The organism is Arthrobacter sp. H-02-3 (genome assembly GCF_003097355.1).
In the GTDB taxonomy this organism is placed as follows: domain Bacteria; phylum Actinomycetota; class Actinomycetes; order Actinomycetales; family Micrococcaceae; genus Arthrobacter; species Arthrobacter humicola.
In genome coordinates this window covers 45,175-60,867 of sequence record NZ_PYUI01000027.1, presented here as the reverse complement: position 1 = coordinate 60,867, position 15,693 = coordinate 45,175, and the positions used below count along the sequence as shown (strand labels likewise).

The 15,693-nt window shown below is 66.8% G+C and carries 11 protein-coding genes; 2 read left to right on the top strand and 9 right to left on the bottom strand.

Annotation, left to right across the window (positions count from 1 at the left end):
• Positions 1-383 precede the first annotated feature (383 nt).
• Positions 384-1,391, top strand: a complete 1,008-nt coding sequence (locus C9424_RS19475; protein ID WP_237563571.1) for an alpha/beta hydrolase — start codon at positions 384-386, stop codon at positions 1,389-1,391.
• Between the two features lie 65 nt (positions 1,392-1,456).
• Here the strand turns inward: C9424_RS19475 and C9424_RS19470 are convergent, their stop codons facing one another.
• The 5 genes from C9424_RS19470 to C9424_RS19455 form a co-directional block, all read right to left on the bottom strand.
• Entirely contained in the window at positions 1,457-3,295 is a 1,839-nt protein-coding gene (locus C9424_RS19470) for a gamma-glutamyltransferase family protein (RefSeq protein ID WP_116768503.1), read from the bottom strand.
• 106 nt (positions 3,296-3,401) lie between these two features.
• Positions 3,402-3,530 carry an MFS transporter small subunit gene (locus tag C9424_RS22105; protein WP_272914164.1) on the bottom strand — a complete coding sequence of 43 codons (129 nt, stop codon included), beginning with the start codon at positions 3,528-3,530 and terminating at the stop codon, positions 3,402-3,404.
• Between the two features lies 1 nt (position 3,531).
• A complete protein-coding gene (locus C9424_RS19465) occupies positions 3,532-4,926 on the bottom strand; it encodes an OFA family MFS transporter (RefSeq protein WP_116768498.1) in 1,395 nt (464 codons plus the stop codon).
• Positions 4,927-5,108: 182 nt separating this feature from the next.
• Complete coding sequence (locus C9424_RS19460; protein ID WP_442862057.1) at positions 5,109-7,604, bottom strand: Tex family protein; 2,496 nt, start codon at positions 7,602-7,604, stop codon at positions 5,109-5,111.
• A 24-nt stretch (positions 7,605-7,628) separates the two neighbouring features.
• Positions 7,629-8,234, bottom strand: coding sequence for an SOUL family heme-binding protein (locus tag C9424_RS19455; RefSeq protein WP_116768496.1), 606 nt, complete (start codon positions 8,232-8,234; stop codon positions 7,629-7,631).
• Positions 8,235-8,452: 218 nt separating this feature from the next.
• On the opposite strand from C9424_RS19455, the gene C9424_RS19450 reads away from it, so the two are divergent.
• A complete protein-coding gene (locus C9424_RS19450; RefSeq protein ID WP_116768495.1) occupies positions 8,453-12,079 on the top strand; it encodes a TM0106 family RecB-like putative nuclease in 3,627 nt (1,208 codons plus the stop codon).
• Between the two features lie 300 nt (positions 12,080-12,379).
• Here C9424_RS19450 and C9424_RS19445 read toward each other — a convergent pair whose 3' ends face one another.
• From C9424_RS19445 to C9424_RS19435, 4 genes are all read right to left on the bottom strand, one after another.
• Positions 12,380-13,234: a triose-phosphate isomerase family protein gene (locus C9424_RS19445; RefSeq protein WP_116768494.1), complete on the bottom strand. Its 855-nt coding sequence runs from the start codon at positions 13,232-13,234 to the stop codon at positions 12,380-12,382.
• Positions 13,235-13,295: 61 nt separating this feature from the next.
• A complete protein-coding gene (locus C9424_RS19440) occupies positions 13,296-14,645 on the bottom strand; it encodes an MFS transporter (protein ID WP_116768493.1) in 1,350 nt (449 codons plus the stop codon).
• Positions 14,646-14,772: 127 nt separating this feature from the next.
• Positions 14,773-14,901: a hypothetical protein gene (locus C9424_RS22100; protein WP_272914163.1), complete on the bottom strand. Its 129-nt coding sequence runs from the start codon at positions 14,899-14,901 to the stop codon at positions 14,773-14,775.
• Between the two features lie 12 nt (positions 14,902-14,913).
• Positions 14,914-15,681 (bottom strand): SDR family NAD(P)-dependent oxidoreductase, encoded by a 768-nt coding sequence (locus tag C9424_RS19435; protein ID WP_116768492.1) that lies wholly within the window; start codon positions 15,679-15,681, stop codon positions 14,914-14,916.
• Between the last annotated feature and the right edge of the window lie 12 nt (positions 15,682-15,693).

The following is a 15,693-nucleotide window of genomic DNA, read 5'->3' as shown; positions in this document are numbered from 1 at the left end:
CGACCGACCCGCCCAGGCCGCATAACCGCAACCCGAACAGAGACGGCATGATCGCGGCGATAATGCCGGCCGTGTCATTACGGACCCGGCAGCGACGGCAGTCCGGTCGGTAGTCACGGCACCTCGACCTTCTGAACAGCCCACGAGATTCCAGACCACCTCTCCAGTTATCTCGATCATGGAGATAACATCGGACTGTGAACGATGCGATGCCGAAGGACCCCGGCAAATCTGTTGTTGATCCTGGGCAGGATGCAGCGAGTGGAGCCCGTGGGCCTGAATCGTCCGCTCCTGCGCCGGACCCCGCCGATTTGGAGTCCCCACACCTAAGGTCCGCTCAGGTCAACGCGGCTGGAACCGAGTCGCCGGGCTTCAGGTCGGCGGTGCTGAACTGGAGCGGCGCTTTCGCCACCGCCGCGCTGATCGTGGTTCCGCTCTGGATGCTGATTGGCAACCCTGCAGTCCTCGGCGGCCACCCCGCACTGCCCGTGCTGCTGATCGTCGCGGCCGTGGCAGGTCTGCTCTGGGCGTTCATCCTGGTCAAACGCTCGACTCTGCTCGAACGCTGGGGACTGAACAAACAGCCGAATCCAAGAGAACACGGGCAGAAGAGGGTCAGCGTGTCGTCCTGGCAACTGATTCGCGGCCTCGCTGGCAGGATCGTGGTCTTGGGGGTCGTCGCGGCGTTGTTGTGGCTCAACCCGTTCCCCTACCAGCCAAGCGGCACCGCCGGCCAGACCACCGCACCCGGCGGAACCACCGGAACCACCGCGAAAACCAGAACCGCCACCATCACGGAGGACGCTACCTCGATCACCCTTGTCCCGGAAGGCAAAGCCACTACCGGGCTCGTCTTCTACCCCGGCGCCAGAGTCGATGCGCGCGCCTATCAGGACATCCTGCGCCCGCTGGCAGACGCCGGCCACCTGGTTGTCATCCTGAAAACGCCACTTGGCATCCCCCTGCTGAACACCGGCCAGGCCCGGGAAGCAATGAACCGGCACCCGGAGATCACCTCATGGGCTGTCGGGGGTCACTCCTTGGGAGGGGTGAGTGCGGCCTCCTTCGCGAAGTCGAATTCCGATGTCTCCGGGCTGCTGCTGTTTGCCTCGTATCCCGCCGAAAACATGGCAGACGCCCATGGCCTGTCGGTGCTGTCCATCTCCGGCTCGAATGATGGCCTGAGCACTCCCGACAAGATCGCGGCGTCGAAATCCCTACTCCCGCCGAACACCACCTGCGCAACGGTCGTGGGCGGTGTGCACGCGTTCTTCGGGGACTATGGCGAGCAGCCCGGGGACGGCGAGCCGAGCATCTCCCGTGAACACGCGCAGCAGCAGATCGTCGCTGAGTCGCTGAGCTTCATGGACCAACTCCAAGCCAGCCGCTAACAGCAACCAGGCGAAGGCCCCCTCCGGAACCGCACGAATTCTGCACCGGCGGAGCGCTCCATCCGCTACCGGCCCGCGGCGTACCCCTGCGCACCGCGCGGGTTCGCTGCCGCCTGCAGGACGCCGGTTTCAGGATCCCGTACGACGGCGGACAACCGTCCCAGCGTCCAGTCACCGGCCCGCGTGACAATGTGCCCCCGACGCTCAAGACCCTCGATCACGTCCTCCCCCAACCGGCCTTCGACGACGGCGCCGCCCGGCTCCCACGTGCGCGGCCAGAAGGACCCGGGCATCGATGTCGTATGTAAGGTCGGCGCGTCGATTGCCTGCTGCGGCGAGTACCCGCCCACGATAGTCCGCAGCAGGTAGGGCAGCTGCCATTGGTCCTGCTGGTCTCCGCCGGGCGAACCCAGTGCGGTCACGGCCCGGCCGCCACGCAGCACGAGAGTCGGCGTCAACGTGGTCCGCGGGCGCTTGCCGGGCGTCAGCGTGCACGGCGTGCCGGGTTCCAGCCAGGTCATCTGCAGCCGGGTGCCCAGGCAGAAGCCCAGCTCCGGAATCGCGGGCGAGGACTGCAGCCAGCCACCCGAGGGCGTGGCCGAGACCATATTGCCCCAACGGTCCACGACGTCGATGTGGCAGGTGTCGCCCCGGGTCTCACCTGTCGGCGCCACGGTCGGCTCCCCGATGCCCAGGGCCGCGTGACGACGGGACCCCACCCCGCGCCTGCCGGCAGCCGCGCCGCCGGCAGCCGCGCCGCCGTCGAGCGCAACACCTGCGGCGCCGTCACACGACCCTCCAGCGGCCACCGGCGCCGTGTATTCGGTGCGCAGCGGCGGAATGTACGGCTCACGGCCCGGCACTTTTCCGGGCCGGAAAGCGTGGGACGCCCGGTCTGTGATCAAGGCGCGGCGGCTGGCGCAGTAGTCGGCCGAGAGGAGGTAGTCCAGCGGAACGTCGGTGTCCCCGTAGTATGCCTCGCGGTCTGCCAACGCAAGCTTCTGCGCTTCCAGGATGGTGTGGGCACCCAGCTCGGTGGACGGGTCCAGGTAACGGTCCTCGAAACCATCCAGGATGGCGAGTGTCTGGAGCAGCGCCGGCCCCTGGCCCCACGGACCTGTCTTGGCGATGGTGTGGCCGCGGAACTCTGCGGTGAAGGCAGCCTCGTACCCGGCTTCGAACCCCGCCATATCCGCCAGGGGCAGCACCCCGCGGTGGTCCATGCCCGAGGAGTGCCGGTGCGGGGCCTGCACCGAATCCACCATGGCCCGGGCCACGAATCCCTCGCGCCACTCGCGCCGGGCCGCATCAATCCGGGCCTCGCGGGACGACGCGCCGGCACCGGCACCGACGAGCCGTTCCAGTGTCCGGGCATAGGCCGGATTCCTGACTACCTCACCCTCAGCCGGGATTCTGCCGCCGGGCATCCACAGCTCCGCGGAGGTGGGCCAGTGCGCCTGGAACAGCGCGGCCACGGCCGCAATGGTGGTTCCGACCCGGCCCAACATCGGGTGGCCGTCCCGCGCGTAGCCGATCGCGAAGTCCAGCACGGTCTCCAGCTCCCAGGTGCCGTGGTCACGGAGCAGCAGGAGCCAGGCGTCGACGGCGGCAGGCACCGCGGCGGCGAGCGCACCGGAGCCCGGCACGAGGTCCAGGCCTTCGGCAAGGTAGTGCTCCACGGTGGCCCCGGCAGGCGCGGGACCCTGGCCCATCAGGACTACCGGCTTGGACGGTTCGTCTGCCGTGACAAACACGCCGGTCATGTCGCCGCCGGGTCCGTTGAGGTGCGGCTCCACCACATGCAGCACGAACGCCCCCGCCACGGCGGCGTCGAAGGCGTTACCGCCGCGTTCCAAAACGGCTTGGGCCGCCGCCGTCGCAAGCCAATGCGTGGACGCGCTCATCCCGAACGTGCCCTGCAGTGTGGGGCGGGTGGTGAACGGATCCGGGCGCGTGAAGGCGGCCGGGCCGGTGTGCTGCCGGTGCGGGGAATCTTCTGCCGCCACGGTGTCAGCCAAACAGTGCCGCCACCCGGGTGAGGGTCTCGTAGACGCCGTAGGCGAGCGGCACTCCCACAAGGCCCCACGCGATGATCAATTTTCCGGTGGACGGTTCCACCGGTGTCTGCGCACTACTCATCTCAAGCCTCCAAGGCGGGTTCTTCGGGCCGGACACGGCCGGGACGTGGTTCGTGGAATCGCGCATCCACGGGCGTGACCAGCAGGTTTGCCACGAAGCCGATCACCAGCAGCCCCACCATGGTCAGCAGGGCGGGCTGGTACGACGCGGCCGTGAGCGCGCCGGGCTTGCCCTGCGCGTCCAGGAAGGCGTTGACGATCAACGGACCGGCGACGCCGGCCGCGGACCAGGCGGTCAGGAGGCGGCCGTGGATGGCACCCACCTGGAACGTGCCGAAGAGGTCCCGCAGGTAGGCGGGGGCGGTCGCGAACCCGCCGCCGTAGAAGGAGATGATGATAAACGCGAGCGCCACGTAGAGCACGGTGGACGTCGAGCCGGCCAGGGCGAGCACGGTGTAAAGCAGGGCGCCGACGCCGAGGTACACCATGTAGATGCGCTTGCGGCCGGTCACATCGGAGGTCGCTGACCAGGCAAAGCGGCCTGACATGTTGCCGATGGACAACAGCCCGACGAAGCCGGCGGCGACGGCGGCACTGACCAGGGAGGTGCCGTCGGACTGGCGGAAGAAGTCCTGGATCATCGGGGCGGCCTGTTCCAGGATGCCGATGCCTGCCGTGACATTGCAGAACAAGGCAATCCACACGAGCCAGAACTGCCGCGTCTTCACCGAGTTCCGGGCGGAGACGTTGTCCGTCGTGACCAGAGCGGCGGCCTTGACCTTGCCGGGGTCGAAGCCTGCCGGTTTCCATCCCTCGGCCGGGACCTTGATGGTGAAGGCGCCGAACATCATGTAGGCCAGGTAGACGACGGCGAGGGTCAGGAAGAGCTTGGCCACCGAGTCGCCGCTGGCCACCCAACCCTTGGCGCCGGAGTTGGGGTCGTACAGCTTGAGCAGTGCCGTCGAGACGGGGCTGGCGATCAGGGCGCCGCCGCCGAACCCCATGATCGCCATGCCGGTGGCCAGCCCGGGCCGGTCAGGGAACCATTTGATGAGGGTGGACACCGGCGAAATGTAGCCGATCCCCAGCCCGATGCCGCCAACGACGCCGTAGCCCAGGTATACGAGCCAGAGCTGGCTGCTGAAGATCCCCAGAGACCCGATCAGGAAACCGCTGGCCCAGAACACGGCAGAGGTGAACATCGCCTTGCGCGGCCCGTTCCTGTCCACCCACGTGCCCATGATGGCGGCCGAGAGGCCCAGCATCACGATCGCGATCGAGAAGATGACGCCGATCTCGGTCAGGCTGGCACCGAAGTGCTTCACCAGAGCGGTCTTATAGACGCTCGTCGCGTACGCCTGGCCGATGCACAGGTGCACGGCGAGCGCCGCAGGCGGCACGAGCCACCGGTTGAATCCCGGCGGTGCGATGGTTCGTTCGCGGTCCAGCCAGCCCATAAATGTTCCCCCTGCTCGTCAACGACGTCGGTGTCCAGCACACTGAGGCGAAGGGTCACTCACACAGACCGTTGCCTCCGGCAATCATGGTGCAGATCGTCAGCAAACGTATTATTTATGCGCCGAGCGGTAGCTGTTCAGCGATGAGCGGTAGCCGAGTGGATGGCAATAGAGTCCGGGGGCTACTTGCCGAGGCCGGCTTTTCGGAGCGCCTCCGCCATCGCGGTGTTGACGGGCGACGGCGTGGACCTCGGCTGGGAGGCCGACCGTTGCGGCTGGGACTGTTGCGGCCGGCCCTGCTGCTGACCTGCCTGCTGCTGTCCACTCCGGGGCTGACCGGCCCGCGGCTGAGCTGGCCGCGACGTGTCAGGCTTAGGCGTGCCGGGGCCGTTGCCTGCCCAGCCCCGGGACGAAGGTGCGCTGCCGCCGGAAGCTGCCGGTTCGTCGTCGAGCCTTAGCGTGAGGGAGATGCGTTTCCGCTCCGGATCGGCTTCCAGCACCTTGACCCGGACCACCTGCCCGGACTTCACCACTTCGCGCGGGTCGGAGACGAACCGGTTGGCCAGCGCAGACACGTGCACCAGCCCGTCCTGGTGCACGCCGACGTCCACGAATGCGCCGAATGCCGCCACGTTGGTCACCGTACCCTCCAGCACCATGCCAGGCCTGAGGTCTGAGATCTTCTCGATCCCTTCCGAGAACGCCGCTGCCGCGAAGGCCGGGCGGGGGTCCCGGCCGGGCTTCTCGAGCTCGGCGATGATGTCCTGCACCGTGGGCAGGCCGAAGGATCCGTCCACGAAGTCCTGCGGGTTCAGCGCGGAGGCCGGGCCGGCCTTCGCTGCCGCCTTGATCTTCCGGGCGACGGGGTACGCCTCCGGGTGCACGCTGGAGGCATCCAGCGGCTCAGCTCCCCCGGTGATCCGCAGGAAGCCGGCGCACTGTTCGAATGCCTTGGCGCCAAGCCGTGGGACCTTCTTCAGCTCGCTGCGCTTCGCGAACGGGCCGTGCTCGTTCCTGTAGGCGACGATGTTCTCGCTCAGCAGGGGCCCGACGCCGGCCACCCGGCTCAGCAGCGCCGGCGAGGCCGTGTTGACGTCCACGCCCACCGCATTCACGCAGTCCTCGACGACGGCGTCCAGGCTGCGGTCCAGCTTCGCGGCCGTGACGTCATGCTGGTACTGCCCGACACCGATCGACTTCGGCTCGATCTTCACGAGCTCCGCGAGCGGGTCCTGCAGCCTCCGGGCGATCGAGACGGCACCCCGCAGGGACACGTCCATGCCAGGCAGCTCGGCGGCAGCGAGCGCCGATGCCGAATAGACCGATGCTCCCGCTTCGGACACCACGATCTTCTGGGGTTTGGTTTCTGATCCGGTGCCGAGCTGCTTGATCAGTTCGCCGGCGAGTTTGTCCGTCTCCCGCGACGCGGTGCCGTTGCCGATCGCCACGAGCTCGACGCCGTGCGTCTTCGCCAGGCCCACGAGGGTCCGCAGCGCCTCGTCCCATTTCCGGGCCGGGGCGTGCGGGTAGATCGTGTCTGTCGCGACCACTTTGCCGGTGCCGTCGACCACTGCGACCTTCACGCCGGTCCGCAGTCCCGGGTCCAGCCCCAGGGTGGCGCGGTTCCCGGCAGGTGCGGCGAGCAGTACATCGCGCAGGTTGGCCGCGAACACGCGCACGGCTTCGTCCTCGGCGGCGGCAAACATCCGGCTGCGCAGGTCGGCGGTCAGCCGGGCCAGGACCCGCGAACGCCACGCGAGCTGGGCCGTCTGCAACAGCCAGGCGTCGGCGGGCCGGCCGCGGTCGGCGACCCCGAGGAACCTGGCCACGGCGGCTTCGTAACGGCCGCGCGCCGCGGTGAGGGCGGCGTCGTCGTCCGGTGCGGCCTCGGCGAGGTCGAGCTCCAGCACGCCGTCTTTTTCGCCGCGCAACAGTGCGAGAACGCGGTGCGAGGGCATCCCGGACGGCTGCTGGGAGAACTCGAAGTAGTCCTTGAATTTCTGGCCCTCGGCCTCCTTGCCCTTCTTGACCCGGGACACCATCCGGCCCTGCGTCCAGAGTCGTTCGCGCAGCGTCTCCGCCAGATCCGCATCCTGGGCCACACGCTCGACCAGGATGGAGCGGGCACCTGCCAGCGCTGCGGCGGCGTCCCCGATCGAATGTTCGGCGTTGAGGTATTTGGCGGCTTCGCGCTCCGGGTCCAGCTCCGGGCGCTTCAGCAGCGCGTCGGCGAGCGGCTCCAGCCCGGCTTCGCGGGCGATCTGCGCCTTCGTGCGCCGCTTGGTCTTGAACGGGAGGTAGATGTCCTCAAGCCGCGACTTCGTGTCGGCCCCGACGACGGCGGCCTGCAGTTCCGGGGTCAGCGCCCCCTGCGCGGCGATCGCTTCGAGGATGGTCCGACGCCGGTCCTCAAGTTCGCGGAGGTAGCGCAGCCGCTCCTCCAGATCGCGCAGCTGGGTGTCATCCAGCGTCCCGGTGGCTTCCTTGCGGTACCGGGCGATGAAGGGCACGGTGGATCCGGCGTCGAGCAGATCCACGGCCGCCTTGACCTGCCAGGCCTGCACGCCGAGCTCGGCCGCGATCTGGGCGGCGATGCCCGATTCCTGGGTCTGCGGGGACGCGGCCTTGGGCGACGGGCTGGAGGCGGGTGAGGCGGGGCGCTGCGGGAGTTGGGTCACCCTGTCCATTTTGCCTTACCCGGGTCAGCGGCCTGATTCGGCCAGCGGAGTAACAGGCTCCTGCACGTCCTGAACAACCTCGTTGTGGCGCAGGAGCCACGGTTTGAAGGGCGGATCAAAGCGGGCAAACCGTGGCGGGCCCACGGCCGTCAGCCCGGCGACCACCAGTGCTGCCTGGAGGCCAGTGTTGTGCCGTTCAAAGGCGGTTTCCGACCCGCTGCCCGTGAACCGAAGAGCAGCTGCCAGGGACCCGGGAATGGCCCGCACCTTGACGTCGGGGTTCGCCGGGACCGGGGCGGTCTCCGCCGTCAACCCGGCGGGGAGCACAAAGGCCACTACAAAATCAGCAGAATCTTTGCTTCCCGGCAGCGGACCACTCTGCAGCACCGGGGCGGTCATCGCCAGCTTCTGCGAAGGACCGAGCTCCTGAATCACCGGTGCCGTCATCGCCAGCTTCTGTTGGGCCGTATTGCTGCCGGTGATGTAGTTGAACAGGTGCCGGAAGGCGGCATTCCCGGCCCGGTCAAAGGTTGCGTTGACCTGTATTTCGGCCACAACATGCGCGGGATAGCGGCGCAACTCGAAGTGCGCGTATCGCCGGACCAGCTCATAGGGTTGCTGTTCAGTCATAGTTCTCAGACCCTACGCCGAACCGGCGACAGGAACCAGATCCTGCCTGCTCCCCTGGTTCGTGGTTTTTGGTCCCGGGTTCGTGGTTTTTGGTTCCGGCTTCGTGGTTTTTGGTTCCGGCTTCGTGGTTTTTGGTTCCGGCGTGATTGTCAGAGGGCTTTGATACCTTGAACAACAGAAGGCCGGACCCGGCTCATTCCAGCAACAACGGGGGCACAGTGTTTTTCCTTGAACCTGAAGTGCCGGGATCATCACCGGATCTGGTCTACTCAGCGAGCGATCTTGTGGTGGCTGCCAGCTGCGAGTACCAACTGCTCCGCAAGCTCGACGAGAAGCTGGGCCGCGCCCCCAAACCGGACTTCGGCGTCGACGAGATGCTCGAACACGCCGCCAAGCTGGGCGACGTCCACGAGCACAGGGTCCTCGCGGATTTCGTCGAAGAGTTCGGCCCTTGGGATCCGGCCACCGGACACGGCGTGTACGACGTCGCTCCTGCCGACAGCATGGATCGCGTCACCTTGGCGGCCAAGCACGCCGAGTCCATCGAGGCACTGCGGGCGGGCGCAGACATCGTCTTCCAAGCAGCCTTCTTCGACGGCCAGTTCCATGGCCGCTCCGACTTCCTGGTGCGGCAGCCGGACGGAAGCTACGCCGTGTTCGACACCAAACTGGCACGCCACGCAAAGGTGACGGCACTGCTTCAGCTCGCCGCGTACGGGGACCAGCTCCTGAAGGCCGGCATCACACCGGATCCGTCAGTCACCCTGGTTCTCGGCGCCACCGTCCCGCTCCCGGGCGGCGGCTTCGACTACCTCCGCAGCGCCCACAACTTGCCGGACATCCTGCCGGTGTTCCTAGAGAGGCGCGAGCGCTTCCTCACCCTGACTTCTGCGCACATGGCACAGCCCAACACCGCGCAATGGGGTGCGCCCGGGCTGACCGCCTGCGGCCGGTGCGATTACTGCCAGGAGATGGTCAAGGCCACCGATGATCTCCTCCTCGTGGCGCGGATGAACTCCGCACAACGCAAGGCACTGCACGAACGGAAAATCTTTACGGTCAAGGAACTCGCCGAGGCACACCTTCCCGGAGCGAACAGCGCACTGCGTCGCCTGCAGGACCAGGCCCGAATGCAAAGCGGCGTTGGCGCCTACGACGGGGAAGTCCGGTACGTCAAGGACGGCGAAGAGCACATCATCCGCTTTGCGGTGCTTCCGGAAAACGCGCTGGCGGAACTGCCGTCGCCCTGCGAGGGCGACATCTTTTTCGATTTTGAGGGCGACCCTCTCTGGCAGGAAAGCGCCACGGGGGTCTGGGGGCTGGAGTACCTGTTCGGCGTCATCGAAGCACCGACGCAGCCCGGCGTCCCCGGGGTTTTCCGACCCTTCTGGGCGCACACCCGGGAGGCCGAGAAGCAGGCGTTCCTGGATTTCCTTGACTATGTGGAGCAACGCCGGCAGACGTACCCGGATATGCACGTCTACCACTATGCAGCCTATGAGAAGACGGCCCTCCGCAAGCTGTCCGTGATGCACGTGGCCGGCGAGGACACCGTCGACCGCTGGCTGCGCGAGGGGCTATTGGTGGACCTCTACCAGACCGTCCGGAACAGTATCCGGATTTCCGAGAACTCCTACAGCATCAAGAAGCTTGAGCCGCTGTATATGGGGACAAACCTGCGCTCGGGGGACGTGAAGGACGCCGGAGCCTCGGTTGTTGCCTACGCGCAGTACTGCGAGGCCCGCGACTCCGATCAGCCCGAGGAGGCAGCCAGAATCCTCTCCGGGATCTCCGACTACAACGAGTACGACTGCCTCTCCACACTGGAGCTGCGGAACTGGCTCTTGGGCTTGGCCCGAGAGCGCGGGATCGGACCGGGGACGGGACCGGGCACCGGAGCGGAAGTGGTCCCGGCCGAACTTCGCGCCCCCGCCGATCTAGCCGAGGCGGATGCTGACCTCGGACCCGCTGAGCTTGCCCTGGCCGAGTTTCTCGAGCCCGGATCAGGGCTGCCGGACGCGGATCGACAAGCGGTCGCCATCCTCGCTGCGGCCGTGAGCTACCATCGTCGCGAGCGCAAGGCGTTCTGGTGGGCGCACTTCGACCGGTGCGAGAACGGACCGGACGCGCGCCACCCGCAGGACCGCAACGTGTTCTTGGTCGAGGAGGCCGTGGCCCTCGAGGACTGGTGGAGGGACGGGACCAAGCTGCCCGAACGCAGGGTGAAACTGATCGGCACCGTGACCGCCGGCTCGGATCTGCGTGAAGGCAGCATCTGGTTCCGCATGTACGAGCCCCCGCTCCCCGCGGGACTCGCAGGCACTGGCATCAACGGGACCGGCCGGAACGGCTGGTTCGGCACGGAAGTTCTGGAACTTGGCGAGGAAGACGGCCGGGACACGGTCATCATCCGGGACAAGCTCAAGAGGAACATCGAGCCGTACGCCCAACTGCCGATGGCGCTGACCGAAGACCAGCCCATCGCCACCAAGAATCTTGAGGAGGCGTTGGCGGCGCTGGCCGACGACGTCGCGGCGGGTTTGCACGCTTCCCGTTCCAGACCCAGCCGGTTCGGGAAGCATCCAGCGCTCGACCTCGTGCGCAGAGTGCCTCCGCGGCTTTCCTCGGGAGCGCCCCTGCCGGCGCCGGGACAGGGCCCGGAACGCTTCGTTGACGCCATCACGGAGGCCGTCGGGGCCTTGGACCATTCCTACGTGGCGGTCCAGGGGCCCCCGGGGACGGGCAAGACCCATGTGGGATCGCATGTGATCGCCCGGCTCGTCTCCCGTGGGTGGAAGGTTGGCGTCGTCGGCCAGTCGCATGCGGTGGTCGAAAATCTGTTGCGGACCGCAGTCACGAAGGCCGGCGTCGATCCCGCCCGGGTCGCGAAAGACGTCAAGCACCGGGATCCGCTGCCCTGGAACCAGCGTTCCGCCCAGGATGTGGCACGGCTGCTCGAGTCCCCCGGCGGCGCCCTCATCGGAGGCACCGCGTGGACGATGACCGGGGCCACCGTGCCGCGCGGCTCGCTCGATCTGCTGGTGATCGATGAGGCCGGTCAGTTCTCGCTGGCCAATACCCTCGCCGTGGCGCAGGCCAGCAGCCGGCTCCTGCTGCTCGGCGACCCGCAGCAGCTTCCCCAGGTCAGCCAGGGTTCACACCCTGAGCCGGTCGACGCCTCGGCCCTCGGCTGGATCTCCGCCGGTCACGCCACCCTGCCGCCCGAACTCGGATACTTCCTTGCGGACTCGTGGCGGATGACGTCGCCGTTGTGCCGGGCCGTGTCCGAACTCTCCTACGAGGGACGGCTCGTCTCGGCACCGGCCGCCGACGCCCGGCGCCTGGACGGTGTTGCCGCGGGTATCGAAACGGTGATGGTCGAGCACCAGGGTAACGTCACGTCCTCGCGCGAGGAGGCTGACGAAGTGGTCAGGCAGGTGCAGCGGCATTTGGGCCGCAGTTGGCACACGGAGGACGGCACCCGGCCGTTGGCTGAAACCGACGTCCTCGTGGTGGCGGCCTACAACGCGCAGGTCAACCTGATCCGCGAGGCCCTCAATGCTGCCGGGATGCTGCGTGTGAAGGTGGGAACCGTGGACAAGTTCCAGGGCCAGGAAGCCGCCGTGGTGATCGTGTCCATGGCGTGTTCGGCAGTGGCGGAGGCGCCCCGGGGCATGGAGTTCCTGCTCTCGACCAACCGGATCAACGTGGCGGTTTCCCGCGGGCAGTGGCGCGCGGTCATTGTCCGCGCGCCGGAGCTGACCAACTATCTCCCCACCCGTCCCGAGGGCCTGGAACAGCTGGGTCGGTTCATTGGCCTGTGCCAAAGGTCAGTCCGCGCCTAGCTCCAAGGGGACATGCTCATTGTTCACGCGTGACCTGAAGGGACATGCTCATTCTTTGCCTTGACCAAGGGACATTCAGGCGTCATGTCCATCGCTCGGGGTCAGGGCTGGACATGCTCACGCTTCGCTAGCCATGTCGGAGAACATGCTCATTAACAGGCAGCTACAACACGGGACATGCTCATTGTTCACGCGTGACCTCAAGGGACATGCTCATTCTTTGTCGTGACCAAGGGACATCAAGGCATCATGTCCATCGCTCGCGGTCAGGGCTGGACATGTCCCGCGGATGTCGGGCCCTCAACCCGTCCGATCCATCAGACCCATCCTGTCAATCCCACCATCTTCCACTCCCGCGCCCACACCCGCGCCCGCGCCCGCGAGCAGCAGTGCCTCGTCGAGCACGCGCCCGAAGTTCGCGGGGTTGTGCGCGAAGCGGCCCAGGAACAGGCCGGAGACACCCTCGAGCGTGGGCAGCAAACCGGGCTTGGCCGAACCGCCGTAGATGATCGGAAGCCCGGGAACCCCGGCCGTGGCGAGGCGCCCGCGGAGTGCGCGGACGACGTCGGACACGTAGGGCGCGGCCGCCGGCTCTGCCGCGCCAATCGCCCAGACCGGTTCATAGGCCACCACCAAACGGCCGGCGCGGTTCCAGTCGCCGTCGACAGCCGATGCGATCTGGCGGTACACACGGTCCGCTGCGGCAGCCGGTTCCCCGGCCTTGGTCTCCCCCACGCACAGCAAGGGCGTAAGCCCGGCGTCGTCGGCTGCTCGGGTCTTGAGGGCCACCATGGCGTCGTCTTCGCCGAAGTGCCGGCGTCGTTCGGCGTGGCCGATTTCCACGAGGCGGACGCCCAGCTCCGCGAGCATGGACGGAGCCACTTCCCCGGTCCACGAGCCGTCGGCCCAGCCACAGTTCTGCGCCCCGAGCAGCAGCGGCGACCCCTCTAGTAGCCGGGCTGCCGCGGGCAGGACGGGGAAGGACGGAATTACAAACGGGACAACCCGCCCGGCCGCGAGGGCCGGACGGGCGTCCACTTCATTCCGCAACTGCTCCAGCCAAGCCAGGCTGTCCCGGTACCCCAGGTACATCTTGGTGCTGACGCCCACCAGAATGCTCTGGCGGGAAGTCTGGCGGCTGGAAGTCTGCTGCATTGCGGGTGCTTTCTGGTGGGTCCAGGGACTGCGAAGTTGGGGGCTGCGACGTCGAAGCCGGTTACTGCTCCAGCAGCTCGTCGGCCTTGTTCCTGAACCTCTTGGTTGCGAACATCATGACCGCGGCCAGGAATGGCAGCACGCCCAGGGCGTACACACCCATGGTTCCGGTGTCGGATGCCGTGATCTGGTTGACGGACGTCCGCAGGATCGGGGCGACGAAGCCGCCCAGGTTGCCCAGCGAGTTGATCAGGCCAATGCCTGCGGCTGCCGCAGTTCCGGTCAGGAACGCCGTCGGGTAGGACCACGCGATGGGACCGATGGACAGGAAGCTGCAGACGGCCAGGCTGATGAAAACGATGCCGAGGGCCGGAATGTGGTTGGCACCGGCCCAAGCCGAGCCGAAGATGCATAGACCGGTGGAGATGAAGAGTCCGGTGCCCCAGACCCTGCGGCGGATCACCGTATTGGCTGCCTTGCCGATGAAGTAGCAGGCGAAGATGCCGAAGAACCACGGGATTGCCGCCATGAGTCCGACGGCGAGGCCCACCTTTTGCCCGGTCAGCTGCGCCACCTGCTGCGGCAGGTAGAAGGTGACGCCGTAGACGGCGACCTGCAGGCAGAAGTAGATGACCGTGAAGTACCAGACCTTGCCGTTCTTAATGGCAGCCAGCACACCGCGCGGGCCGGTCTCTTCCTTGACGCCGTCCTCCAAAGCCATGACGTCCAGGAGCGCCTTCTTCTCGTCCTTCTCCAAGAACTTGGCGTCCTGCGGGCTGTTGATGAGGAAGAAGTACGCCGCGACACCGGCCAGGACGGCCAGCATGCCTTCGACGAAGAACATGACCTGCCAACCCTGGACGCCGGGGACCTGGTCGCCGATATTGATGAGCCAGCCGGACAGCGGTGCGCCCATCATCTGGGAAAAGGGCTGCGCGAGGTAGAAGATCGCGAACATCTTGACCCGGACTTTGTTGGGGAACCACGCGGCCAGGAACATGATGACGCCCGGGAACAGGCCGGCCTCGGTCACACCCAGCAGGAACCGCAGGATGATGAAGGACGTCTCGCCCTGCACGAACGCGAAACAGGCGGAGACGATGCCCCAGGTGATGGCGATGCGGGCCAGCCACACCTTGGCCCCGAACTTGGTCAGGAGCAGGTTGCTCGGAATTTCGAACAGGGCGTAGCCGATAAAGAAGATCCCGGCGCCCAAGGCGAAGGCGCCGGCGCTAATGCCCTTGTCCACTCCGAGGGCCGCCTCGGAAAAGCCCACGTTGGTGCGGTCCAGGAACGCCACCACGTACAGGATGACGAGCATCGGCATGAGCCGCCGGGACGCCTTGGAGATGGCCGATTTCAGGACCGGTGTCTCCAGGAGATCCCTGGTGGAGGTTGTTGCTACGGACATCAAAACTCCTCATTGAGTGAATCAGTTGAGTAGATCAGGAAGGTAGAACAGGTCGAACGAGCAGATGGAACGGGTGGAGACGCAGAGGTGCAAAGCAGATGGGTGAAGCGAGCGGGCGAAGCGCCGGCTAACGGGATAAGGCCATCATCAGGATTCCGGCCACGCAGGCCAGGATCCCGACGGCGAGATAGATCTTCCGTCCTTTGCTCCAGCTCGCGAATCCGGCGGGAGCGGCAGTCTTGCTGTGGTGTGCCACGGGACTACTTCCTTAGTGCATGTAGAGTCCGCCATCCACATTCAGCGTCTGCCCGGAGATGTAGCCGGCGTCCTCGCTGATGAGGAAGGCGATGGCGGCCGCGATGTCCCGGGTGGAACCGACGCGGTTGACCACGAGGTCTTTGGTGAGTTCGTCTTTGCGTTCCTCGCTGAGCGTGCCGCCCATGATGTCGGTGTCGATGGGGCCCGGGGAGATGGCGTTGACCGTGATGTCGTAGGGACCCAGTTCCCGCGCGGTGGACCGGGTCAGGCCGATCACGCCGGCTTTGGCCACCGAGTAGGGTGTCTTGGAGTAGGTCCCGCCGCCGCGCTGGGCGGAGACCGAGGAGATGTTGACGATCCGCCCGATTCCGTTCTTGACCATGGATTCGGCCACGCGGCGGGTGGCGTAGTGGACACCGTTGAGGTTGATGCCGAGCACCCGGTCCCATTCGGCGGCGTCAAGTTCCAGGTACGGGACCGGCGAGCTGACGCCGGCCACGTTTGCGAGTGCCACAATCTGGGGCAGCTCGGCCTCGATTTCGTCGATGGCGGCACGGACGGATGCCTCGTCGCCGACGTTGGCGCCCGCGCCGTAGGCCTTGACGCCGTGCTCCGCGGCCAGTTCCTTGGCCGTTGCCTTGCAGCGGGCGTCGTCGAGGTCAATGATGCCGACGTTCCAGCCCTGCGCCGCGAGGTAGCCGGCGGTGGCGCGGCCGATGCCGCGCTCGGATACGGCGCCGGTGACGATTGCCGTGCGTTCGGCGGGGAAAATGCTCATGGGAATGCTCCT